Source organism: Microbacterium sp. P2_F9, assembly GCF_056403635.1.
In genome coordinates, this window is record NZ_JBFUFC010000012.1 from 16,800 (window position 1) to 39,315 (window position 22,516).

A 22,516-nucleotide genomic window follows, 5' to 3' on the forward strand; every position below is an offset into this window, starting at 1 on the left:
CGACCGGCGAAGACGACCGGTCCGTCAGTGCGTGCGGTGCGCGGCGTAGTACTCCAGCAGAGCCTGGGTCGAGGCATCCTGCGCGTCGAAAGCCGCGGTGTCGCCTTCGAGCGCCGGCGCGATCTGCAGGGCGAGCTGCTTGCCGAGCTCGACACCCCATTGGTCGAACGAGTTGATGCCCCAGATCACGCCCTGCGTGAAGGTGATGTGCTCGTAGAGGGCGATGAGCTCACCGAGCACCCGAGGGGTGAGCGCGGGGGCGAAGATCGAGGTGGTCGGGCGGTTGCCGGCGAACGTGCGGGCGGCGACGAGGGGGCCGGTCGTGCCCTCGGCCTCCACCTCGGCAGCGGTCTTGCCGAACGCGAGGGCCTTGGTCTGCGCAAGGAAGTTCGCCAGGAACAGGCCATGCACGTCGCGGCCTTCTGCGGCCAGCGGGAAGGCCGGGTTCGCGAAGGCGATGAAGTCGGCCGGGATCAGCTGGGTGCCCTGGTGGATGAGCTGGTAGAACGCGTGCTGGCCGTTCGTCCCGGGCTCGCCCCAGAAGATCTCGCCGGTGCCGGTGGTGACCGGCGTGCCGTCCCAGCGCACCGACTTGCCGTTGGACTCCATCGTGAGCTGCTGCAGGTACGCGGCGAAGCGGTGCAGCTGCTGGGCGTAGGGGAGCACGGCGTGGGTCTGCGCGCCGAGGAAGTTCGTGTACCAGACGTTGAGCAGACCCATCACAACCGGCACGTTCTGGGCCAGCGGGGTCGTGCGCACGTGCTCGTCGACGGCGTGGAAGCCGGCGAGCAGCTCGCGGAACGCGTCKGGACCGAGCGCGATCACCAGCGACAGCCCGATCGCCGAGTCGACGGAGTAGCGTCCGCCGACCCAGTCCCAGAACCCGAACGCGTTCGACGGGTCGATGCCGAAGGCGGCGACCTTGTCGAGAGCGGTCGAGACCGCGACGAAGTGGTGGGCCACGGCATCCGTCCGTGCTGACTCGTCCGCCGCGATCGCACCGACGCCTTCGAGCCCAGCCCAGAGCCAGTCACGAGCGAGGCGGGCGTTGGTGAGCGTCTCGAGCGTGGTGAAGGTCTTGGACGCGACGATGAAGAGGGTCGTCTCCGGGTCGAGGTCCGCGGTCTTCAGGGCGATGTCGGCGGGGTCGATGTTGGAGACGAAGCGGGCCTGGATCCCGGCATCCGCGTAGGGCTTCAGGGCTTCGAAGATCATCGCCGGGCCGAGGTCGGAGCCCCCGATGCCGATGTTGACGACGTGGGTGACCTGCTTGCCGGTGATGCCCCGCCAGTCGCCGGAGCGGACGCGTTCGGCGAAGGCGTCCGCCGCGGCGAGCACCGCCTGCACGTCATCGTCGATCTGCTGCCCGTCGACGACGAGCGCTGGAGTGGCTCCCGGCGGCCGGCGCAGCGCGGTGTGCAGCACGGCGCGGTCCTCGGTGGTGTTGATGTGCTCGCCGGCGAGCATCGCCGCGTAGCGGTCGGCGACGCCGGTCTGCTCCGCAAGCCGCACGAGGGAGCCGAGGATCTCGTCGGTGACGAGGTTCTTCGACAGGTCGACGTGCAGGTCGCCGACCGTGAGGGTCAGTCGCCTGGCTCGGTCGGGGTCCTGCGCGAACCACGCCCGCAGGTCGGGGGCGAAGGCGGACCGGTGGGCGTCGAGCTCGGCCCAGGCGGAAGTGGYGGCGGCATCGATGGGTGCACTCACGGGTTCCACGCTAGCGCGCCGGACCCGGGGTGTCCCTTCGATGTCACCCGGCCGGGATCAGTACCAGCCGGTGGCGTTCGAGTGGCCCCAGGCGGCGCAGGGGGTTCCGTAGGATCCGCGGATGTACCCCAGGCCCCAGCGGATCTGGGTCGCCGCATTGGTCTGCCAGTCGGCGCCGGCGCTTGCCATCTTGCTGCCGGGCAGCGACTGAGGGATGCCGGTGGCACCGCTGCCGGAGTTGTAGGCCTGGTAGTTCCAGCCGGACTCGCGGTTCCAGAGCGACACGAGGCAGGAGAACTGGTCGGAGCCCCAGCCGTACTCGGCTGCGGCGATCTGCTGCGCGACAGCTTTGGCGCCCTCCGGGGTGTTCGCGGCCGCTGCGGCAGCGGCAGCAGCTGCGGCAGCCGCCTCGGCGTCGCGCTGGGCCTGGGCGGCAGCCTCTTCGGCGGCCCTCTTCGCCTGGGCGGCATCGAGCAGCTCACGCAGACTCGAGGTCTTCGCCGTCACGCGCAACGTCTCTTCGGTGGCCTGGTCCGTCACGGCAGGCAGGAACAGGACCGGCAGCGTGTCCATGCCAGCCAGGCGGTCCATCTGCTCCCGGAGCGCCGCGGTGTCCACCGTCGTGGTCACGACGCCGACGTCGAGTCCGGATGCCGCGATGTCAGCGGTGACGGTGCTCGCTGCCGCGACCGCGACCTCCGCGGCGTCCAGGGCCGACTGCGCGTCGGCCTCGATGGTGCGCAGGGTTGCGGGTTCGGCGGTCGAGGCGGCCAGTCGCGACGCCAGGGCGGTGGAGGCGACGGCACCGGTCTCGGGTGACCGGACGTTCGCAGAGGCAGCGGCGCTCGTCAGGCCGGTCAGCGCGGCCATTCCGATGACGGCGCCGACGGCGACGGCGGATGTTGCGATCGTGCGACGGTGGAGAGTGCTGCGGGCAGAGCGGAACGGACGGGTGGAGCGCATGCGGAGGAATAGCCTTCGTGGTCTGCGGCACCGGCGACGTGCGCTGGCGTGCGCCCTTCGGGTCGGGCACGAAGTCCCGAGTCTGCAAGGCCAATCTGGACAAGTCCCAGGCGTTACCTGGAAGGTCCGTGGGAAGGGCCTTTGCGAAAATGGCTGATCAGAGGCTCGGATTTTGCATTGGAGCAGGTGCGCGGGCAAGAGTAAGGGCCGGTCGGAGAGGCTCCCGACCGGCCCTTGTCCCTTGCACCAAGAGTGTCCTGCAATCACATGCGATAGCTGCCACAGCAAAACAACTACCGTGCTTGAACTCTATAACGACCAGGTAACGGAAGGGAAGACCTTGGCGTTATCTTTTCGTGATTCTTTGCCGGTTCATCGGGTTCACCCAGGTTCGGGCCGGGTCAGCGCTCCCGCGCGGGCGTGATCAGCACCCCGCCGAAATGCGCCTCGGAATAGTCCCACTCGCGTCCATCGACCCACACCCGCGCCGAGATGCAGGGCAGCGGTTCGTGCTCGCCGTCCGGCCAGTGCAACACGAACCCGCCGCTGAACGACGCGTTCGATCCGGTCACGCGTGCGCCGTCCGCATCTACTGCGCGAGCCTCGCATTCGCCGCACAGGTATTCGGGGTACCGGTCGGATTGCACGACCTGGGCGCCGCAGTTGGGGCAGGGCTGCGTGCCGCGGGCGCCGGGGAGGAACGGACTCATCTGGACGAGTGTAGGTCAGGCCGTGCGGGCTCGCTCTTCGTTCTCGGCCGCTGACCTCGGTGGGAACAGGTCGCGTGTGATCGGACAGATTCATCGGATTCACCCAGGTTCGGGTGTCTGATCCCGCGGTACGCCGATCCCCTATCGTCGAGACATGTGGCGAACCGATGGCAACCGATACGCCGCAATCATGGCCGCAGAGATCGCCATTCTGAGCCCCGAGGTGCGGCGAGAAGGCGCGCGGCTAGAAGAGCTGCTGCACGCCGACTTCGTCGAGATCGGACGATCGGGACGTCGCTGGACCCGAGAGGCGATTCTCGAAGCTCTGCGCACTGAGGAGGATCACCCGCTTCCCGCGACGGACGACTGGCAGTACCTAGAGGTCGCGCCCGGCGTGGTGCTGGTCACCTACCGCATCCGCACGTCTGCCGGCGACAGCCGGCACTCCTCGATCTGGGACACGACCTCCGGCGCTCCGGAGATCCGGTTCCACCAGGGAACCGCGCTCCCTGACCAGTTCGAGGACCGGGAGGCGAGAAGTCGGGCGCTTCGATTGTGCGTCCTGCTGTGGGCCCGCGAAGGGCGCGAGCAGGATCTCCATCACTACGAGGATTCGGTCCTCGCCCTCCTGAGCGACCACGCCGGTCGGGTGGTCGCCCGCGATCGCATTCTCGCTCAGGGCACGGACGATCCGACGGAAGTGCAGATCATCGAGTTCCGCGATCAGGACGCGATGGATGCTTACCTGGGCGATCCGAGGCGGTCGGCGCTGCATGATGCCCGGGATGCCGCGATCGCGAAGACGCAGATCCTGCGCAGCGCCTAATCATTGCGGCGCGATGCCGAGCGCCCGCACGAGATAGATCATGTGCGAGCGGATGTCGATCGACGGGTCGTAGCCCCGTTGGATCTGCAGGCCGTCCCAGCCCGCGAAGAGCAATGCCGAGACGGCGACCGGGTCGACGTCGGCAGCGACTCGGCCGTCAGCCTGCATGCGAACGAGCGCGTCGCTCATCACCAACCGGATCGCCTCGTATCGCGTCCGCAGGAACTCGTGCGCGACATGGTCGGGTTCGGTGGCCTCGCCGGTAACCCGCAGCGCGAGCTGCACCATGCCGGGGGAGGACACTTCCTCGTCGACGGCGAGGAGGATCCGCTCGACGAGATCGTCGGCGAAGTTCTGCGCCTCGGGGTTCACCTGCACGGCGACGACCTCATCGCGGTGCCTCAGGATCTCGAGGAACAGCGCGTCCTTCGAGCCGAAGTAGTGCAGCAGTCCGTTCTGGCTGAGGCCCACGGCATCCGCCAGATGCTTCACCGTCGCACTGGTGTAGCCGTCGCGGGCGATGACCTCGAGCGCGACGTCGAGGATCTCGGCGCGCTTCGCCTTGCCTTTCGCGTACGGACCCCGGGTTCCCATAAATCGCATGATATGCGGTTTTGGGCTTGCGCGCACCCAATCCCGCATGGCATGCTGTTTTCATCGACACGAGAGAACGCCACTGCTGGCCGTTCGGATGCCGGACATCACAGACGATGGGAATCACATGAGCAGCACCACGGTCACCGAGCCGAACCCGGCAGGGCCGAACCCTAAGGGCGACAAGGCGAGTCGCAACGTCGTCCTCGAGCCGAGCGAGCCGGGGACGTCCTCGATCTACATCAAGGGCCGCTCGTCGCGGACCTACCTGACCTGGTACACGATCCTGACGATCGCGATCACCGCGGTCTGGGGCGCGGTCGCGGGCATTCTCCTCCCGAATCACGTACAGCTGCTCGAGGTGGGCAACTGGTTCACCGGAGCGAACGCCGGGGTCGACCTGCAGCAGCTCGCCTTGCTGCAGCAGTCCATCGATGCCGGCACCGCCACGGCGACGGCCGAGCAGGCGCAGCAGCTGGAGCTGCTCAGCGGCTTCAACGCGGCTCGGGCCCAGTCGCTCGCGATGATCAGCACGATCGGCGTGATCCTGACGATGCTCATCCAGCCGATCGTCGGCGTCTTCGCCGACCGGACCCGTACGAAGTGGGGCCGCCGCGCACCGTGGATCCTCTTCGGCACCGTCGTCGGATCTGTGCTGCTGGTGGCGATGCGCTTCGCCCCGTCGATCGCCGTCCTCGCGATCGTGTTCATGCTCGCCCAGGCCATCCTCAACACGGCATCGGGACCGCTGGCGACGACCGTCGCCGACCGGATGCCCGAGAACCGGCGCGGTGTCGCCTCCGCTCTCGGTGGCTTCGGCAACTTCTTCGGCGGTCTGCTGGGCGGTCTGCTCGCCGGCGCGCTGTTCGCTGTGATCGGCCTGGACTTCTACTTCATCATCGCCGCGTTCGTCGCGTTCTCCGGCGTCATGTTCGTGATCTTCGCCCGCGACCGCTCCTCGAAGGACCTCGAGGTCGCCCCGTTCAACTGGAAGCAGTTCTTCGTCGGGTTCACGATCGCCCTGCGAAACCGCAACTTCCGGTGGGTGTGGGTCGCCCGCATCCTGCTGACGTTCGGCTACACGGTCTCGACCGCCCTCAGCCTCTACATGCTGCAGAGCTACGTGCACCCCGCTCTCAGCCAGGCCGAGGCCACCGCGATGGCGCCGCTCCTCATGCTCGCGGGCGTCCCCGTCACGATCCTCGCCGTGCTCGTCGCAGGCAAGCTGTCGGACAAGCTCGGCAAGCGCCGCATGTTCGTGATCGTGGCATCCGTCCTCATGGCGGTCTCGATGCTCATCCCGATCCTCATGCCCACCCTCGCGGGCCTGTTCATCCAGGCGATCGTCGGCGGTATCGCGTTCGGCATCTACCTCCCGGTCGACCAGGCCCTGTTCATCGACGTCCTGCCCGACCAGCGCGCCGCGGGCCGCGACCTCGGTGTCGCCGGCCTCGGCTCGAACCTCGGTCAGGCGCTCGGCCCGATCCTCGCCGGCACGGTCGTCGCCATCACCGGGGGGTACATCGGCATCTGGGTCGCCGCCGGCGTCCTCGTGCTGCTCGGCGCCGTCGCGATCATCCCCCTCAAGGGCGTCAAGTAGCGGCCCGGGGCCGATCGTGCGTCCGTACGCGACCGGCCCCGGCATCTCCCCGGCGCGCCAGCGTCCCTCCCATACCCCGATCCCTGCAGAGAGCGAGCCGTCATGAACGCGCAGCCGACCGCCACCCAAGAGACCTCCCTCGTGGACGAGACCTGGAGCCTCGACTCCGACGACGAGCTGTTCCGAGAGCCGTACGTCGACATCGACGAGTGGCGCGCAACGCCCGCCGTGCACCGCTACGTCCACGGCGGATTCCGCGGCACCGACACCCGGTTCTCGTTCTACTTCCCCGCGGCCGAGGCGTACCAGGGTCGCTTCTTCCAGCACGTGACCCCGGTTCCGCAGAGCGAGAACCTCGCGCAGGAGAACCACGGGGAGTTCAACCCGATCGCCTTCTCCGTCGACAGCGGCGCGTACTTCGTCGAGACCAACGGCGGCGGTCCGGATGTCGCGAACCCGATGTCCGGCGTCGACCCGACGATCGGCGCCTATCGTGCGAGTGCGGCCGCCGCGCGCTTCTCGCGGGTGGTCGCGGCCTCGGTCTTCGACGAGCACCGCTCCTACGGCTACCTCTACGGCGGCAGCGGCGGGGCGTACCGCACGATCGGTTCGTCCGAGAACACCGACGGCGTCTGGGACGGCTTCGTGCCTTACGTCCCCGGCAGCCCGATGGCGATGCCGAACGTCTTCAGCGTGCGCATGCATGCCCAGCGCATCCTCCGCGACAAGTTCCCGGCGATCGTCGAGGCCTATGACGTCGGGGGAGACCCTGCGGCGCTCGAGCTGACCGCCGAGGAGCGCGATGCTCTCGACGAGGTCACGCGCATGGGCTTCCCGCCGCGATCGTGGTTCGGGTGGCGCACCATGGGCATGCACGCGTTCAGCGTGCTCTACCCGGGCGTGATGTTCATGGACCCGACCTACGCCGACGACTTCTGGACCGTCGACGGCTACCTGGGCGCCGACCCGACGGCATCGGTGCACCGCGACCGCATCCAGCTCAGCACGACGGTCGCCGAACTGATCGCCGAGACGGCGACCCGCGGCGAGGACCTCGTCGCCGGTGGCGTCGACGAGTCGTTCCTGCACACGGCGTCGGCCGGTCAGGTCGTCTCGGGTCTGCGGCTCGCCGAGGCGCAGGACGGGTGGATCCTCGGCGCGCAGTTGACCGTGCGGTCCGGTGCGGTGGCAGGCGCTGTGATCCGGCTCTCCGGTGTCGAGGGCGACCTCGCGATCGTCGAGCCCGGCCAGGAAGAGGTCCTCGCCGCGCTCGCCGTCGGCGATGAGGTCGCGCTCGACAACTCGAGCTTCCTCGCCGCGCAGACTTACCACCGACACCAGGTGCCTGGCCCCGAGTACGCGGTCTGGGACCAGTTCCGCGATGCCGATCGTGCGCCCGCGCTGCCGCAGCGCGCGATGCTGCTCGGGCCGCTGATGACCCAGGGCGCTTCCGGAACGGTGCCGTCCGGCCGGATCACCGGCAAGATGATCGTCGTCGCCTGCCTTCTGGACCGTGAGGCGTTCCCGTGGCAGGCCGACTGGTACCGCTCGCGCGTCGAGGAGCACCTGGGCGAGGCATCCGGCGACCACTTCCGGCTCTGGTACATCGACAACGCCCTGCACGGCGACGACGACCCGCAGGAGTTCCCAGCTCGCAGCGTCGCCTACGTCGGCGCCCTCGAGGTCGCTCTGCGTCAGCTCGCGGCCTGGGTCGAGGACGGCATCGAGCCCTCGGCGACCACGGCCTACGAGGTCGTCGACGGACAGGTGTTCGTGCCGACCACCGCCGCTGCGCGGCGCGGTGTGCAGCCCGTCGCCACGCTCACCGTGAACGGCGCACCGAGCGCGACCGTGCGTGCGGGTGAGCCGGTGACGCTGCGCATCGAGGCCGAGGCCCCAGGCGACGGAGTGATTGTCGAGCTCCTCGAGGTGGAGACGGATGCCGACGGCACCGAGGGACTCGGCAGCAGGTTCGACCTCGCCCCGGCCGGTCGCGTGGTCGTCGAAGAACAGCGGGTGTTCACCGCTCCCGGCACGCACTTCCTCGCCGTGCGGGTCGCCGCGCAGGCCGGCGGCGACCCGGCCGATCCGCATGCTCGAGTCAGGAACATCGTTCGCGCAAGGATTACCGTCGAAGCATGACCGACGCGCGCTGGATCGTCACGACGCAGGGCTCGCGGTGCCCCTCGTTCCGCACGTTCGTCATCCCGACCGCCTGACCGGGGCCGCCGGGGGCGCAGGGCTCACACCCGAATGAGCGGCACGGTGGCTAGGGTGATCGGGTGAGAGGGCGACCGTGAGCGATGACGTCACACTGGGGCTGACGCTCAGCGGCGGCGGGGCCTACGGGGCCGCGCACGTGGGGGTGCTGCAGGAGCTCGCGGAACGGGGCATCCGTCCCGGTATCGCCACGGGCACGAGCTCCGGCGCGCTCGTGGCCGCCGCCTACGCGGCCGGTGTGCCGCTGGAAGCGATCGCGCGGGCCGCGCTCGCGTTCCGCTGGAGTTCGATCGCGCGGATGTCGCTCACCCCGAGGCTGGGGCTGCTGGACTCCGGCGCGCTGACCGATGCCATCCACCGCGTGCTGGGCGAAGATCCGCTCATCGAGGAGCTGCCTCGACGCTTCGCGGCCGTCGCGACCGACCTTCGCACCCGCGAGGCCGTCGTGATCGACGAGGGTCCCCTCAATGTCGCGCTGCGGGCGACGATCGCCGTACCCGGCCTGCTGCCGCCGGTCCGTCGTGACGGACGGGTGCTGATGGACGGCGGGATGGTCGACAACGTGCCGGTCGCCGCGACGCGTCAGCTCGGCGCGTCGACGATCATCGTGGTGCGGCTGCACGCCAAGTGGGAGAACGTGCGCATGATGCGCGTGGTGTCCAGCACCGCCGAGCTCGACGAGGACCCGTCCGTCATCCTCATCCAGCCCGAGATGGAGGGCCTGGCGCAGTGGTCGATGGGCGACGTGCCGCACCTCATCGAGGAGGGCAGGCGCGCGGCCCGGGTTGCGCTCGATGCCGTGGGGCGGATGCCGAGGATGTGACCCGAACGTCCGGTGTGGCGGCCTCAGTTCACCGCTGAGGTGAGCCGGGCGACCCCGTCGAGGAACGTCGCCTTGGCGGGTTCGCGGTTCCACTCCTCGAGCGTGAGCTCGCGCCCCACATCCCGGTAGTGCTGCTCGACCTCGCGCATGCCCTGCACGAACGAAGACCCACGCACGAGCAGCGACGACTCCATGTTGAGGCTGAACGAGCGGATGTCCATGTTGCTCGACCCGATCACGGCGATATCGTCGTCGATCGAGAAGTGCTTCGCGTGCAGGATGTACGGCGCCGGGTAGAGGAAGATCCGCACTCCGGCCTCGAGCAGGGCGCTGTAGTACGACCGCTGGGCGTGGTACACGAGCCCCTGGTCGCCGATCTCGGAGACGAACAGCTGCACTTCGAGACCGCGCTGGCACGCGGTCGTGATCGCGTAGACCATCGCCTCATCCGGCACGAAGTAGGGACTCGTCAGGATGACCTTCTCGGTGGCGCCGTAGATGAGCGACAGGAACAGGCGGAGGTTGTTCTCGGTGGGGTAGCCGGGACCGCTCGGCACCACCTGGCACAGCAGCGCGTCGGGCGAGGAGGAGTGGGCTACCTGCGGGGCGGGCACGTGCTCGGTGAGGCGCTCGCCCGTCTCGATGAGCCAATCCGACAGGAAGACCGTGTTCACCCCGGCAACGACGGGGCCGGTCAGGCGGGTCATGAGCTCCTGCCACATGAGGCCGCGCTTGATGTTCTTCTCGGAGTCGTAGTGCCGGGCGATCAGGTTCTGCGATCCCATGAACGCGACGCGGCCGTCGACGACGACGAGCTTGCGGTGGTTGCGCAGGTCGGGCCGCTGGTACTTGCCCTTGAACGGCATCACCGGCAGCATCCAGGCCCACTTCACGCCGATGCGGTCGAGTTCTGCGAACGTCTCCTTGCTCTTTGCGACCTTCGCCGACGAGATGTGATCGGCGAGCAGACGCACGCTCACGCCGCGCGCGACCGCACGCTCCATCGCGGAGAAGAATCCTCTGGTGGTGTCGTCCCACCCCACGATGAAGAACTCCACGTGCACGAAGCTGGTCGCCGTGTCGATTTCGGCGGCCATCGCGTCGATCGAACCCTGGTAGTCGCCGAGGAGGGTCGCCTCGTTGCCGCGGCTCGCCGGCAGGCCGGTGAGGTCCTCGTTCTGCTGCACGACCCGCTGGAACCAGCGCGGCCAGGAGGCGTCCATGATCTCGAGGTCCGACTCGCGCACGGTCTCGCGGATGATCCCGTCGATGCGAGCCTGTTCGTCGCGTCGCTTCTTCGGCAGCCGGAAGTTGCCGATGAGGAGGTAGAACAGGATGCCGAAGAGTGGGAACAGCACGATCAGCAGCAGCCACGCCATCGCCGCGGTCGGCTTGCGTCGGCGCGGCACGTAGATCAGCGCCGCGATGACGATCACCACTTGGATCAGGAGGCCCAGCAGCCAGGCGAGGTTGGAGCCGAGTACACCGTTCACGAAGATCCGATCGTCGGGGCGGGCGCCACGATCCCCAGAGACGATGGCGCGAACGGCCCCAGGCTAGCGGACTTCGCGTCAGCCGATCGGGAAGATCAGCACCGAACTCGAGGCCGTCGCGACGACCTTGCCTGCGGCATCCGTCACGATGCCCTCGGCGAAGGCGACCCTGCTGCCGGGCTTGGTCACGGTGCCGACGGCGGTCAGCGGACTATTGCTGTTGTGCGCCACGTCGTCCCACTGGACAGTGCGCTCGCGTTCGGTCACGGCAGTCTCCTCGTCTCGCGCACAAGGGTATCGGCCCGCCGCGCGCGGCTCCCTAGGCTGGAGGGGAGGGGGTTCCACACCTATGCCGCTTGCCGCTCCGGACATCAGACTCATCGCCGTCGACATGGACGGCACCCTCTTGGACGGCAACGGCCGCATCCCGGGTGCCCTCTGGCCGCTGCTCGACCAGCTCCGCACACGCGGGATCCGCTTCGTGCCGTCCAGCGGCCGGCAGCTCGCGACGCTCCAGCGGTCGTTCCCGGACAGCGACGACATGGTCTTCATCGCCGAGAACGGCGGCTTCGTGGTGCGCGGCGAAGACGAGATCAGCTCCGACGCGATGGACGCCGGGTTCACGGCATCCGTCATCCGTCGCCTGAGGTCACTCGGTGCGGACGGGAGCGACCTGGGTGTCGTCGTCTGCGGAAAGCGCTCCGCCTACATCGAGCGGACGGATGCCGCGTTCCACACCGAGGCCCAGCGCTACTACGCGCGGCTCGAGGTGGTGGACGATCTGCTCGCCGTGGACGATCAAGTGCTCAAGCTGGCCGTGTACGACTTCGGCCCGGCGGAGGCGACCGCTCCGCACCTCGCCGATCTGACGGCGACCCACCAGGTCGTCGTGTCGGGGCACCACTGGATCGATGTGATGAATCAGGGCGTCAACAAGGGCATCGCCCTGGCGCAGGTGCAGGCCGCGCTCGGGATCACCGCCGCGCAGACGATGGCCTTCGGCGACTACCTCAACGACCTCGAACTGCTCGACGCCGCCCACTACTCGTTCGCGATGGCGAACGCGCACCCCGATGTGCTCGCCCGTGCGCGTTTCCGTGCCCCGTCGAATGTCGACGAAGGCGTGATCACGACCATTCGGGCACTGCTGGAGGGCAGGCTCGCTGGCTAGATTGAATTCATGCCCACGATCCCCACCATCGCACTGAACGACGGCACCGACTTCCCCGAACTCGGTCTCGGCACCTACAACCTGCGCGGCGACGACGGGGTCTCCGCGATCGTCGCCGCGATCTCCTCCGGCTACCGACTGCTCGACAGCGCGGTGAACTACGAGAACGAGCGCGAGGTCGGCGAGGCCGTCCGGCGTGCCGGCGACGAGCTCGGCGTGGCCCGCGACGAGCTGCTGGTCACCACGAAGATCCCGGGCCGCCACCACGGCTACGACGCCGCGTTCGCCAGTGCCGAGGCATCCCTCGCCGCTCTGGGGCTAGAGCGTATCGACCTGCACCTCATCCACTGGCCGAACCCGAGTGTCGACAAGTACGTCGAGACCTGGCAGGCGATGATCGCCCTGCGCGAGGCTGGGCTGGTCGGCTCGATCGGCGTCTCGAACTTCACCGAGGCGATGCTCACCAGGCTGATCGGCGAGACCGGAGTCACGCCCGCCGTCAACCAGGTCGAGCTGCACCCGTACTTCCCGCAGGGCGCGCTGCGCGAATTCCATCGCGCGAATGGCATCCGCACCGAGAGCTGGAGCCCGCTCGCGCGCCGCAGCGAGCTGTTCACCGAGCAGGCCGTGAACGACGTCGCCGCCGCCCACGGGGTCAGCGCGACCCAGGCGGTGCTGCGCTGGCACGTCCAGTTGGGCTCGACGCCCATCCCGAAGTCGGCGACGCCCGAGCGTCAGGTCGAGAACGCCGACGTCTTCGGCTTCGAGCTGTCAGACGCCGAGGTGGCATCGATCTCCGGCCTCGAGCGCGGGCGCCTCTGGGACGGCGACCCCGACACCCACGAGGAGATGTAGCTGACAGGATGCCGCGGCCTGCGCAGCGGCGAGCTCAGCGGGCTTTGGCCAGGGCCGCGATCCACTCCGCGAAGGTCTGCGCGCCGAGCTCGGCATCCGTTCCAGGCAGAAGCGAGCCGTCGCGCATCGCGTGCCCGATCGCACCAGGCAGATTCAGGGGAATGACCCACCCGCCGGCGCCGCTCGCGCTCGCCCAGGCCTTCACCATGCCGGCCAGCGACTCTTCGCGAGGCCCGGCGAACTCGATAGTCCGGCCGGCCGGCATCGCGATGGCCGCCGCGGTAAGCCGCGCACCCACCTCGCGCGCCGCGACGGGCTGCGTGCGTCCGCGCGGCGCGAAGTGCGCCGGACCGCGCTTGCCGAACCGCCACACTTGGCCGGCGAACTCATGGAACTGCGTCGATCGCACGATCGTGAACGGGATGCCGCTGGCCTCGGCCGCGCGCTCCTGCGCGACTTTCGCGGCGTAAAGCGGGTACTCCGCGGCGCGGGCGGCGCCCACGATCGAGAGGACGACGTGGTGGCGCACTCCTGCGCTCTTCTCTGCAGCGTGAAGTGTCCGGGCGACGTCGGCGTGGAATCCGATGGGGTCGGCGTCGTCGCTCACACCCGAAGCGTCGATCACCGCGTCGACGCCTTCCAGCGCCGCCGCAGCGCCCTTCCCGGTGACCAGGTCGACGCCCTTCGATCGGGCCAGCACGACGACCTCGTGGCCACTCTCCCGGGCGGCGATCACTGCCTGGCTGCCCGCTTGGCCGGTTCCTCCGGCGACGGCGATCTTCATGCTTCGGTCTCCTTCGTTCTCAGATGACGGCGCCCGATCACGCGTCCGCTTCGTCCCGGGGCGCGACCCTCTGGCGCTCGCCCGCCTCCGCGAGGTCGGACGGTTCACGCAGCGCCGACCCTGGCGGACTCGGCTCGACATCGGGCTGGCTCAGCGTCGCGATCAGCACCCCGACCAGCGCGATGCCGCCGCCGATCGCCTTGACCGGGTCGAGGGGCTCGCCGAGCAGCAGCGCGAACCCGTAGCCGAGCGCCGGGATCGCGGCCGTCGCCACGCCMGAGATCGCCGCGGGCACGCGCTCGGCGCCGTAGTTGAAGAGCACCAGCGTCGGCGCTGTGACGAGGAGCGCGAGCGCGAGGATGCTCAGCAGCCCACGCGCATCGGTCGGGATCGCGGCGGTCCCGGTGACGAGCTCCCAGCCGAGCCAGGGGAGCATCAGCACCGTGCCCCACACCCCCGTCGCCGTCGCCAGCACGAGGGCGTCCGGGGCATCCGCTCGTCCCGCGTCGCGGCGCAGCAGCACCGTGTAGATCGCGTAGGACGCGAGCGCGACGACGTTCAGCAGCACCCCGAAATCGAGCCGGAATCCGGATGCCGCGACCAGCGCCACTCCGAGCGTCGCGAGGACGAGCCCCAGGATGGTGCGTCCGGTCAGCCGCTCGCGGATCATCACCACCGCGGCGATGGCGGTGAGCACGGGCAGGAGCGAGACGACGAGGGCTGCGGTGCCGGGGGAGGTGAAGAGCAGCCCGAGATTCGCGAATGAGTAGTAGAGCGTGACGCCGGTGAGGCCGAGGAGGATCGTCCGGGGCTCGCGGAGGGTGCGCGCGAATGCAGGGCGACGCACGGCGAGGGGGATGAGCACCAGGAGCGCGATCGCGAAGCGCGCGACCGAGAGCACAGCGGGGGAGCCGGTCTGAAGCGCCCAGCCGGACAGCACGTATGCGAACGACCACAGGACGACGGACAGACCGATCGCCGAGAGCGGCAGCGCGCGGTGGGACACGAGCGATCAGTCTAGGCGCGCGCCGGGCGTGGCCGTCGGCGTCCGCGGGTCATGGGTTCGTGGGCGCCTCTGTCACGCTCGTTGAACTTCGGGTTCACATGAGCCCTTCGCGTGGGTGAACCGCTCATGTGAACACGAAGTTCAATGGCCCTGGCAGAACGTCTGCGCGCCGGATCCAGAGGGGACACGTCGAGAACCACATGGCCGTCGAGAAACCAGATGGCCGTCGAGAAGTCATGCCTGGCGGCGAGTCTCGGCCGGAATGTGGTTTCTCGGGCGGGTGCCCCGCCCTACGGGCCCGGGTCGCTTACCTCGGCCCCGCCCCGGCTCAGGACGCGTGCCGGATCTCGCAGTCCGATCCGGGTGACAGGATCGCCTGGTGCCCGTCGTCGTAGCGGACGACGAGCAGGGCGTGATCCCCCTCGCCGCGTACTTCGATGACCTCGCCGGCTCGCTCCGGCACTCCGACCGCGTGTCCATGGATCACGACGCGATCGCCCACGATTGCGTGCATGCCGCTCACCTCCAGGCGCCACGATACGACGACCGGGGGCCTGGCGGAACGGCCTCGGTGTCGGCGGTCAGAGGCGAGCGCCGTCGTCGTCCTTGTCGTAGAGGTCGGGCGTCTTGCCCCGCCAGGATTCGTACGCCATCAGCCACCCGATCGACACGATGAACGCGATGATCAGGCCCAGCAGGATGCTCCCGAGCAGGTGGCCGAGCAGTGCGCCGCCGCCGAACAGGACGATCGTGCCGATCAGCCATTGCACGCGGCCCTTCGGCCACCCCGTGCTCGGCCGACCGGAACCGTCGTCGGTCGGTCCGGAAGGTGCCCCGTCATACCGCGAGTCGCTCATGGCGCCAGCCTAGGCCGTCCGCCGTCGCGCTACTCCTGCGCGGGACTGTAGGCGATCATCCAGTCGATGCCGAACTGGTCGGTGACCATTCCGAACTTGCCACCCCAGGGCGGGGTCTCGAACGGCATCGCGACGGAGCCTGCGGCGGCCAGTGCGTCCCAGTACTTCTGGAGCTGCGCCTCGTCATCGCCGCTCACCGACACCGAGATGCCCGCYGGTGTGGAGTAGGTCATGCCCGTGGGCGTATCAGAGGCCATCAGCACGAAGCCGTCGGGCGTGGTCAGCTGCGAGTGCATCACCAGGTCGTTCTCGGCCGGATCCTGGGTCATCCCAGGGAAGTCGCCGAACGTCGAGACCGTAAGATCGCCGCCGAAAACACCCTGATAGAACTCCATCGCGCTGCGCGTCTGGTTCTTGAACGAGAGGTACGGGTTGAGGCTGGGCATTGTCGTCTCCTGCGTGGGTGGATGGATGCCGCGTCCGGGCCCGTGGCGCGTCCCAGTGTCGTCCGGGCCTCCGACATTCACAAGCAGGCACCTGGAGGAGAGATGTCAGCGGGCGCGGTGATCCTCAGGATGCAGCCGGGGTCCGCGCCGGGGCTCCCGCGCGCCGCTCGTGCCGATCAGGCGAATGACCCGCTGACGGTGGCCCGTCCACGGCGCCAGGAGCTCCAGCATCCCGTCGTCGTCGACGCGTCGCCCCGTCAGCGCGAAGCCCACCTCATGCGCGAGGTGGAAGTCGCCGACGCTCACGGCGTCAGGATCGCCGAACGCGCGGATCCTCGCCTCGGCGCTCGTCCACGGCCCCACCCCGCGCAGGCTCGTCAGGATGCGCTCGCGCCCATCGCCGGTGCCGGCGGCGGTGACCGCACGCACGATGGATTCGCCGCGTCGGGCGGCCTCGACGACGGTGCGCGCCTGCGGCGGTTCGAGGCCTGCCCGATGCCACGCCCAGGACGGAATCGCACGCCAGCCGTCGATCGACGGTGGCGCGAACATCGGCCGCGGAGTCGGACCCGGGGCGCGCTCGCCGTGCCAGGCGATGATCCGACGCCAGGCTCCGAACGCCTGCATCCCGGTCACCTTCTGCTCGAAGATCGCGCTCGCGAGCGCATCGAAGACGAGGTCGGTGCGACCGAGCCGCAGGCCGGGAGTCCGGCGGTGGGCGTCGGCGATGAGCGGATGCCGCGTCGCGTCGAAACCCGAAAGGTCATCGCCGTCGCCGCACAGGGCGGGCAGCTGCGTGAGCGCCCAGGCTGCGCCGGGTCCCCAGGCAGCGCCTCGCACCACACCGGCGCTCGTCTCGCGCAGCGCCAAGGTCGCGATGCCGTCCGGAGTGCGACTGGCGCGCCAGATCACGGCGCCGTCGACGGTCATGGTGGGGTCGCCCGCTCCGCGACGCTGGAACAGCACGGTGCGACGCAGGTCGAGCGGGTGAGCCGGCCGGTACTCGGTCTCGAGCGGCCGGCCATCAACGCCGAGCGGGTGTGCGGCGGGGTCGCCCACGGCGCCGAGCCGCGGCATCCGTACGGACTCGATCTCCTCGTCGATCCCGGCCGGCGCGGCCGTAATCCGGGTGAGCGAGGTGGTCATGCGCTCACCCTACGCCGCCGGCTGACATCGGCCGGAATGGCCGATGTCGGGCTGGCGGAAAGTCCTCAGCTGGCCGAGTGGAAAGCGGATGACCTAGAAGCGGTCGGGCGAAGGAGTGCCGTGGCCGTACCGGATGACGACGTCGGCGTGCCGGTCGAACCGGTAGCCGACACCGCGGACGGTGCGGACGATGTCCTCGTAGCGGCCGAGCTTGGCGCGCAGGCGACGCACGTGGACGTCGATGGTGCGCTCGCCGGGCGACTCGTCGTCGGTGACACCCTGCCAGAGGGACGAGACGAGTTCGGTGCGCTCGATCGTGCGGCCCTCGCGAAGCACGAGGTACTGCAGAAGTTCGAACTCCTTGAACGTGAAGGCAGCCGACTCGCCGTCGATGAGCACGCGCTTGCGCGAGATGTCGACGACGACCCCGCCGGGCGCGCGGTCCTCGTCTTCGGGCTCTTCCTGCTTGGTGCGGGCCACCGCGGACGGCTCGTGCAGGGCGAGGCGGACGACGTCGACGTCGCGTCCACCGGCGCCGACCGGTGCGAGCGCCACGGTCGCGTAGGTCTCGGCGCCAGGGGCGAGTTCGCCGAGGGTGCGCCGCAGCGCCTCGACGAGCACACCGAGGCTGACACCGGAGGCGGCGGCCTTGGCCTCGTCGATGCCGACGTAGAGGGCGAACCCGCGCGGCGCGGTACCAGGAGGAAGGTGGCGCTGGGCCGGAGCAGGCTGTTCGGACGCGGGAGCCGCGGGAACGGTCTGCACGGGCTCTGTGACAGCGTGGAGGTGGCGGACCGACGTGCTGGCGGACGGGCGGTCGAGGAGGGCGGTGGTCGACATTGGAGTGAGTCCTTGGGGAGGGGCGAATCCGGCGTTCAGATACCGGGTTCAGTTGTGTTGCGATTCACGGCCCGAGGGTGTGGGCCAGGGTGCGAGCATCGTGTTCTGCGTGTTCGACGCAGAGACCTTGCTCGGGGACTCGTCGCGGCGTTCCTGTGAGAACCTCAGGAACCGAAGCGGCGCAAGAGTCCGGCGGTGGTCACCGTGCTAGCGGCACATTCGACAACACATGACAACGCGCCCGGCCATCATGCGGCCGGCAGTCCTGTTCGCCTCCCGGGCGGACAATGAACGTGCGGTGTCAGTCATGAAGCCGATTATGAYGGAGTTGGTCCCCATGCGTCAAATCGCTCGGATGCCGCCGCCTTTCGACCATGGAATGTGACAAGTTGCTCAATCCGCGACTGTGATACCGGATGCCGGCAACGGCGATACGGGGTTCCAGGCCCGCCCAGCCCCCTCGCTGCGGGCGTACCCTGTCGGGGTGACTCCGCTGACCTACGCCCACGAGCCCGATGCCTCGCGCTACACGCTGCACCGCGGCTCGGATCTGCTCAGTGTGCTGGACTACCGCGACGACGGACGCAGTGTGGCGATGACGCGGGCCTATACGGTGCCGGCCTTCCGCGGACACGGCTACGCCGCACAGTTGGTGGATCACGCGGTCGCTGTGCTCGAGCGTTCGGGGGACCGGGTGGTGGTTCCGGTCTGCTGGTACGTCGCCGATTGGTTCGCCGCGCATCCGGAGCGCGCCGGGATCGTCGCAAAGCGTCGCTCGGCCTGACCCGCCCGGACGGCCTACCCCGGTCGGCGGAGATCGTCAACCCCATCCCTCGACCGGTGTGATCGAGTCAGGCTGGAGGAGACGAGAGGAGCGAGCCATGGACGAGATGCCGGGCACGCCCGAGAACCAGAGCACGAAACCAGAGGAACAGGCGGCGCGGGCTGAGCAGGCTCCCGACCAGCCTCAGGGCACGGCTGTGCCCGCGAGCGCGGAAGCCCCCGTGCCGAGCGACCAGGGCGAACCGAGTCACGTGGCCGTCGGGGTAGGTGTGATCGACGGCGCCCCCATCGCGGGCTCCGACCACCACGGTCAGGACGGCGGTCGTGACACGATGACGGCGGGGGAGGCGCAGTGGGAGGGCGCCCTCGGCACGGAGCAGGAGCAGCGCCTGCCGGCGATGTCGCAGAACAATGCGTCCCAGGTGGAGAAGGTGTCAGGCATCGTCGTGCAGACCCGCTCCGACGTCGGCGATCAGCCCCAGGAGCGGATCCAGGATGTGCTGCGCCAGCGGCTGGAGCAATCCGGCATCGATCTCCCTGATGCCGAGATCGCCGAACTCGCCCGACAGATCTCGGGCGGTGACGACTGACGTCGTCGTCGTCACCCACCCGAATAGGCCGTGCCGGCGCGCGAAGGCGAGGTCGCGCGTCGGCACGTTGACCGCCTGATCGAAGACGCGGTCAGGCGGCCGCCCGGTGCTGCGTCGCCGCACCGATCGGCCGCGCCCACGTGGCGGCGTGCCGCCTGCTCGAAGGCAGCGTGATGGGGCGTGGGACGCCGACGATGCGCGGCACGGCGGCAGCCGCGGGCCGGAGCGCGTGAGGCTGGATTGACTTCAGCTCCTGCAGGGCGGCCTGGCGTTCCCGGATGCGTGCGCGCAGCATCAGGTCGCGATCGCGCTGAGCGGTTTCGTGACGGAACAGCGCTTCTGCGGTGTGGACGATCGACAGCATGACTCCTCCAAAGGTTCCGATGAAGCCAACGTAGGCCGGGGCTCCGACATTGCGCGGCCGCGCGCGGTGGCAGGATTCGGCCCGCGATGATCGACCGGAATGCGACCCCCAGGATCCGATTTGTTGTGGGCTCGGAGAAATTAGTTGCGCTCGCCGCAGGGATGTGTGTATGGTGATGTCGAAGCGCTTCCGCGAAGCGCTTCGACCTACAGTTTTCGAACGCATCGCCCGCGAAGGCGGCGCTCGACCGCACGCACAACGGAGTCCGCATGGTCAAGATCAACGAGGTGGCGAAAGCCGCCGGCGTCTCGATCAGCACGGTGTCCTACGCATTGAGCGGCAAACGCCCGGTGGCCCCCAGCACCCGCAAGCGCATTCAGGCTGCGGTGCTCGAGCTCGGCTACAGCCCGAACGCGGGCGCCCGGATGCTCGCCGGCAGCCGCACGCACATCTTCGCTCTCACCGAGCCGCTGCGGAAAGACACGCACGCACCGACGCACATGGCGTTCGTCCTCGCCACCGCCGTCGCTGCGCGCCGCAATGATTACGACATCCTGCTGCTCACCGACGAGCAGGCGTCGGCGGGCATGGGCCGCGTCGCATCGAGCGGTCTCGTCGACGCGATCCTGGTGCTCGACGTCGCGCCCGACGACGAGCGTGTCGCGCTCTCGCGGGCGATCGACACTCCGACCATCTTCATCGGCGTGCCCGATGACCACGAAGGCCTGATCTGCGTCGACCTCGACTTCGATTCCGCGGCGGTCCTCGCCGTCGATCGCCTCGCCGATGCCGGCCACCGATCGATCGCTCTGATCGGTCAGCCCCAGGTCGCGTACGAGAAGTCGAACTTCCCCCCGCGTGTGCGCCGTGCTTTCGAAGCGCGCGCGGCGGAGCTCGGCATCCGCTGCGACTTCCGCACGACCGGTCACCACGACACGAGCCGGGGCGCGACCCGCCGTGCGGTGGCCGAGCTGCTCGATGGCGGCGCCACGGCACTCGCCGTGCATGCAGCCGAAGACGTGCATGACGTCGTGCTGTCCGAGCTCGCCGGGCGCGGTCTCTCGGTACCGGGGGACGTCTCGGTCGTGTCTTTGGCGGCTTCGTTCGACACCAAGGACCTGGCCGTCGCGCTCGATGTGATCCCGCTGATCCCGGCCTCGTCGTGCGACCTGGCCGTCGAGCTCGCCATGCGCAGCCTCACTGACGATCCGCCTGCACCGGGGCTTCATCTGATCCCGCCGACGTACGTCGACAGGCACTCGATCGCTCCACCCGGCGCGCTCGACGGCGCCTGATCCGGCATCCGCTTCCCGCCGAACCCGCTGGCGCACCAGCACGTCGAAGCGCCGACATACCCACCCGCACCACCCACTCCCGCCCTACGGGGAACCAAGAAAGGAATGCCGAAGATGGCACGCAACACCGCAACCAGGAGGGCCCTCGCGGTCGCCGGCTCACTCGCCGTCGCCGCGCTGGCGCTGTCCGCATGCTCAGGCTCGGGCGACTCCGCCGAGAGCGGGGACACCCTGAAGCTCTGGCACTACGAAGGTGCCGACAGCGCGATGGCCAAGGCCTGGGACGAGGCCATCAAGGTCTTCGAAAAGGAGACCGGCGCGAAGGTCGAGTTCGAGCAGAAGTCGTTCGAGCAGATCCAGAAGACCGCGAGCCAGGTGCTCGACTCGGACGCAGCCCCCGACCTCATGGAGTTCAACAAGGGCAATGCGACCGCCGGCTTCCTCGCGAGCACCGGCCTGATCGCCGATATCTCCGACGCGGTCGACGAGTACGGCTGGGCCGACAAGCTCGCGCCTTCGCTCCAGACGACCGCTAAGTACACCGAAGACGGTGTCATGGGCGGCGACACCTGGTACGGCGTTCCCAACTACGGCGAGTTCGTCGGCGTGTACTACAACAAGGATGCCTTCGCCGCAGCGGGTCTCGAGATCCCGACGACGTACGACGAGCTCCTCGCCGTGATGGACGCGTTCGTCGCCAAGGGCATCACGCCGCTCGCCGAGGCCGGCGCCGAGTACCCCCTTGGCCAGCTCTGGTACCAGCTCGCGCTGTCGAAGGCCGACCGCCAGTTCGTCAACGACTACCAGCTCTACGAGAACCCGGTCGACTGGCAGGGCGACGAGCTCACCTACGCGACCGACACCATCAAGGAATACGTCGACAAGGGCTACATCGCCTCGGACGTCTCGTCGGTCAAGGCCGAGGACGCGGGTGTCTCGTTCATCAACGGCACCGCTCCGATCTTCGTGTCGGGCTCATGGTGGTTCGGACGCTTCGTCGAGCAGGCCGGCTTCGACTGGACGCTTCAGGCCTTCCCCGACTCGAAGCTCTCGCTCGGGTCGTCGGGCAACCTGTGGGTCGTTCCGGAGAACGCCAAGAACAAGGAGCTCGCCTACAAGTTCATCGACATCACGATGCGCCCCGAGATCCAGGCGATCATCGGCAACAACGGCGGCGTCCCCGTCGCCGCTGACCCCGCCGACATCACCGACCCGAAGAGCCAGGAGCTCATCGCCACGTTCAACGGTGTCCTCGACAACGACGGTCTCTCGTTCTACCCCGACTGGCCGGCGGCGGGCTTCTACGACGTCATCGTCCGTGAGCTGCAGGGTCTCGTGACCGGCACGCAGGACGCCAAGACGACGAACGCCAACCTCGGCAAAGAGTACGAAGAAGGAACAGCGGACTTCCGCTGACCGAGACGCGGGGGCGGCGTCACGCGC

24 protein-coding genes are annotated in these 22,516 nt (G+C 68.9%); 10 read left to right on the forward strand and 14 right to left on the reverse strand.

Annotation, left to right across the window (positions count from 1 at the left end; translation table 11 throughout):
• Positions 1-24: 24 nt before the first annotated feature.
• From pgi to AC1DVT_RS02450, 3 genes are all read right to left on the reverse strand, one after another.
• Positions 25-1,707: a glucose-6-phosphate isomerase gene (gene pgi / locus AC1DVT_RS02440; RefSeq protein WP_477386226.1), complete on the reverse strand. Its 1,683-nt coding sequence runs from the start codon at positions 1,705-1,707 to the stop codon at positions 25-27.
• Positions 1,708-1,764: 57 nt separating this feature from the next.
• The gene (locus tag AC1DVT_RS02445) at positions 1,765-2,670 is read right to left on the reverse strand and encodes an aggregation-promoting factor C-terminal-like domain-containing protein (RefSeq protein WP_477386228.1); all 906 of its coding nucleotides are present in this window, start codon (positions 2,668-2,670) and stop codon (positions 1,765-1,767) included.
• A 401-nt stretch (positions 2,671-3,071) separates the two neighbouring features.
• Complete coding sequence (locus tag AC1DVT_RS02450) at positions 3,072-3,380, reverse strand: hypothetical protein (RefSeq protein WP_457098935.1); 309 nt, start codon at positions 3,378-3,380, stop codon at positions 3,072-3,074.
• Between the two features lie 154 nt (positions 3,381-3,534).
• Between AC1DVT_RS02450 and AC1DVT_RS02455 the strand changes: the two genes are divergently transcribed.
• Entirely contained in the window at positions 3,535-4,206 is a 672-nt protein-coding gene (locus AC1DVT_RS02455) for a nuclear transport factor 2 family protein (protein ID WP_477386230.1), read from the forward strand.
• Here the strand turns inward: AC1DVT_RS02455 and AC1DVT_RS02460 are convergent, their stop codons facing one another.
• Complete coding sequence (locus AC1DVT_RS02460) at positions 4,207-4,800, reverse strand: TetR/AcrR family transcriptional regulator (RefSeq protein ID WP_457098937.1); 594 nt, start codon at positions 4,798-4,800, stop codon at positions 4,207-4,209.
• A gap of 127 nt (positions 4,801-4,927) precedes the next feature.
• Between AC1DVT_RS02460 and AC1DVT_RS02465 the strand changes: the two genes are divergently transcribed.
• The 3 genes from AC1DVT_RS02465 (at position 4,928) to AC1DVT_RS02475 (ending at position 9,443) form a co-directional block, all read left to right on the forward strand.
• The gene (locus AC1DVT_RS02465; protein WP_477386232.1) at positions 4,928-6,400 is read left to right on the forward strand and encodes an MFS transporter; all 1,473 of its coding nucleotides are present in this window, start codon (positions 4,928-4,930) and stop codon (positions 6,398-6,400) included.
• 102 nt (positions 6,401-6,502) lie between these two features.
• Positions 6,503-8,542, forward strand: a complete 2,040-nt coding sequence (locus AC1DVT_RS02470) for a hypothetical protein (protein WP_477386234.1) — start codon at positions 6,503-6,505, stop codon at positions 8,540-8,542.
• A gap of 154 nt (positions 8,543-8,696) precedes the next feature.
• Positions 8,697-9,443, forward strand: coding sequence for a patatin-like phospholipase family protein (locus tag AC1DVT_RS02475; protein ID WP_457098940.1), 747 nt, complete (start codon positions 8,697-8,699; stop codon positions 9,441-9,443).
• A 23-nt stretch (positions 9,444-9,466) separates the two neighbouring features.
• Here the strand turns inward: AC1DVT_RS02475 and cls are convergent, their stop codons facing one another.
• Entirely contained in the window at positions 9,467-10,936 is a 1,470-nt protein-coding gene (cls, locus tag AC1DVT_RS02480) for a cardiolipin synthase (protein WP_457098941.1), read from the reverse strand.
• Between the two features lie 78 nt (positions 10,937-11,014).
• A complete protein-coding gene (locus AC1DVT_RS02485) occupies positions 11,015-11,203 on the reverse strand; it encodes a PaaI family thioesterase (protein ID WP_477386236.1) in 189 nt (62 codons plus the stop codon).
• Between the two features lie 82 nt (positions 11,204-11,285).
• Here AC1DVT_RS02485 and AC1DVT_RS02490 point away from each other — a divergent pair, with 82 nt between their 5' ends.
• The gene (locus AC1DVT_RS02490) at positions 11,286-12,107 is read left to right on the forward strand and encodes a Cof-type HAD-IIB family hydrolase (protein WP_477386238.1); all 822 of its coding nucleotides are present in this window, start codon (positions 11,286-11,288) and stop codon (positions 12,105-12,107) included.
• A gap of 9 nt (positions 12,108-12,116) precedes the next feature.
• On the forward strand, positions 12,117-12,962 hold the full coding sequence (locus AC1DVT_RS02495; RefSeq protein WP_477386240.1) for an aldo/keto reductase: 846 nt from the start codon (positions 12,117-12,119) through the stop codon (positions 12,960-12,962).
• A 34-nt stretch (positions 12,963-12,996) separates the two neighbouring features.
• Here AC1DVT_RS02495 and AC1DVT_RS02500 read toward each other — a convergent pair whose 3' ends face one another.
• The 7 genes from AC1DVT_RS02500 to AC1DVT_RS02530 form a co-directional block, all read right to left on the reverse strand.
• Positions 12,997-13,746: an SDR family oxidoreductase gene (locus tag AC1DVT_RS02500; protein WP_477386242.1), complete on the reverse strand. Its 750-nt coding sequence runs from the start codon at positions 13,744-13,746 to the stop codon at positions 12,997-12,999.
• Between the two features lie 37 nt (positions 13,747-13,783).
• Entirely contained in the window at positions 13,784-14,752 is a 969-nt protein-coding gene (locus AC1DVT_RS02505) for a DMT family transporter (RefSeq protein WP_477386244.1), read from the reverse strand.
• 328 nt (positions 14,753-15,080) lie between these two features.
• On the reverse strand, positions 15,081-15,266 hold the full coding sequence (locus AC1DVT_RS02510) for a DUF1918 domain-containing protein (RefSeq protein ID WP_457098947.1): 186 nt from the start codon (positions 15,264-15,266) through the stop codon (positions 15,081-15,083).
• A 67-nt stretch (positions 15,267-15,333) separates the two neighbouring features.
• Positions 15,334-15,609 (reverse strand): hypothetical protein, encoded by a 276-nt coding sequence (locus tag AC1DVT_RS02515; RefSeq protein WP_457098948.1) that lies wholly within the window; start codon positions 15,607-15,609, stop codon positions 15,334-15,336.
• Positions 15,610-15,638: 29 nt separating this feature from the next.
• Positions 15,639-16,055: a VOC family protein gene (locus tag AC1DVT_RS02520; protein ID WP_457098949.1), complete on the reverse strand. Its 417-nt coding sequence runs from the start codon at positions 16,053-16,055 to the stop codon at positions 15,639-15,641.
• Positions 16,056-16,160: 105 nt separating this feature from the next.
• The gene (locus AC1DVT_RS02525) at positions 16,161-17,132 is read right to left on the reverse strand and encodes a DNA-3-methyladenine glycosylase family protein (RefSeq protein ID WP_477386267.1); all 972 of its coding nucleotides are present in this window, start codon (positions 17,130-17,132) and stop codon (positions 16,161-16,163) included.
• Positions 17,133-17,294: 162 nt separating this feature from the next.
• The gene (locus AC1DVT_RS02530) at positions 17,295-18,041 is read right to left on the reverse strand and encodes a winged helix-turn-helix domain-containing protein (RefSeq protein ID WP_457098950.1); all 747 of its coding nucleotides are present in this window, start codon (positions 18,039-18,041) and stop codon (positions 17,295-17,297) included.
• Between the two features lie 484 nt (positions 18,042-18,525).
• On the opposite strand from AC1DVT_RS02530, the gene AC1DVT_RS02535 reads away from it, so the two are divergent.
• Entirely contained in the window at positions 18,526-18,825 is a 300-nt protein-coding gene (locus AC1DVT_RS02535) for a GNAT family N-acetyltransferase (protein ID WP_457098951.1), read from the forward strand.
• Positions 18,826-18,922: 97 nt separating this feature from the next.
• Positions 18,923-19,414 carry a hypothetical protein gene (locus AC1DVT_RS02540; RefSeq protein ID WP_477386247.1) on the forward strand — a complete coding sequence of 164 codons (492 nt, stop codon included), beginning with the start codon at positions 18,923-18,925 and terminating at the stop codon, positions 19,412-19,414.
• Positions 19,415-19,505: 91 nt separating this feature from the next.
• Here AC1DVT_RS02540 and AC1DVT_RS02545 read toward each other — a convergent pair whose 3' ends face one another.
• Positions 19,506-19,778, reverse strand: a complete 273-nt coding sequence (locus tag AC1DVT_RS02545) for a hypothetical protein (protein WP_477386249.1) — start codon at positions 19,776-19,778, stop codon at positions 19,506-19,508.
• 269 nt (positions 19,779-20,047) lie between these two features.
• On the opposite strand from AC1DVT_RS02545, the gene AC1DVT_RS02550 reads away from it, so the two are divergent.
• Positions 20,048-21,073, forward strand: a complete 1,026-nt coding sequence (locus tag AC1DVT_RS02550) for a LacI family DNA-binding transcriptional regulator (RefSeq protein WP_477386251.1) — start codon at positions 20,048-20,050, stop codon at positions 21,071-21,073.
• 114 nt (positions 21,074-21,187) lie between these two features.
• Positions 21,188-22,489: an ABC transporter substrate-binding protein gene (locus AC1DVT_RS02555; RefSeq protein WP_477386253.1), complete on the forward strand. Its 1,302-nt coding sequence runs from the start codon at positions 21,188-21,190 to the stop codon at positions 22,487-22,489.
• Positions 22,490-22,516 lie beyond the last annotated feature (27 nt).